Origin of the sequence: Bacillus hominis (assembly GCF_018332515.1) — a bacterium.
Classification (GTDB): domain Bacteria; phylum Bacillota; class Bacilli; order Bacillales; family Bacillaceae_G; genus Bacillus_A; species Bacillus_A hominis.
In genome coordinates, this window is the sequence record NZ_BOQD01000545.1 from 1 (window position 1) to 634 (window position 634).

Annotated in this window: 1 protein-coding gene; it reads left to right on the top strand. The window is 31.5% G+C overall.

Going from position 1 to position 634, the window contains the following annotated elements; translation table 11 throughout:
* Positions 1-37 precede the first annotated feature (37 nt).
* On the top strand, positions 38-634 hold a 597-nt coding region (locus KI356_RS27260; protein ID WP_212937010.1), incomplete at its 3' end, for a CPBP family intramembrane glutamic endopeptidase.

Here is a 634-nt window from a genome sequence, read left to right on the forward strand (position 1 = left end):
TACTGATGAGTACAATAATTAGGAGGGGGATAGAATATTGCACAATAAACAATTTAAAATAATTGAAGCAGCAAAAGAAGGAAGAAGAAAAGTTCATCCTGTTTTCGCTGTTATACTTGCAATTGTATTTTTAACTTTAGGTGAATTTTTCATATTATTTATGCTGCTTTTACCGAAAGCAGAAACAACATTTATAAAAGCGATTTATAGTAATGTTGAGATGATATTAACGTTTGGTGGGGCTATATTTTTTGTGTTTTTATGGATTAAATTTGTAGAGAAAAGGTCGTTTTCATCCATCGGTTTTTGGAGAAATCAATGGATGAGAAGATATTTGAGAGGTGCGTTTATAGGATTTGTCTTCATTTCAATACCAGTAATTGTACTCATATTAACAGGAAATGTAAAACTCCAAATGCAACATATTACACTAACCACCATATTTGGTATTGTGGGATCTTTAGTTGCCTTTTTAATACAAGGTGCAACGGAAGAAATTGTTGTACGAGGTTGGTTATTTCCAGTTCTTTCTGTTAGAAGCCGTATATGGATTGGGATTACCGTGACGTCCTTTTTATTTGGTTTTCTTCATTTACTTAATCCAGGTATTACAATTCTTTCAATATCAAATATA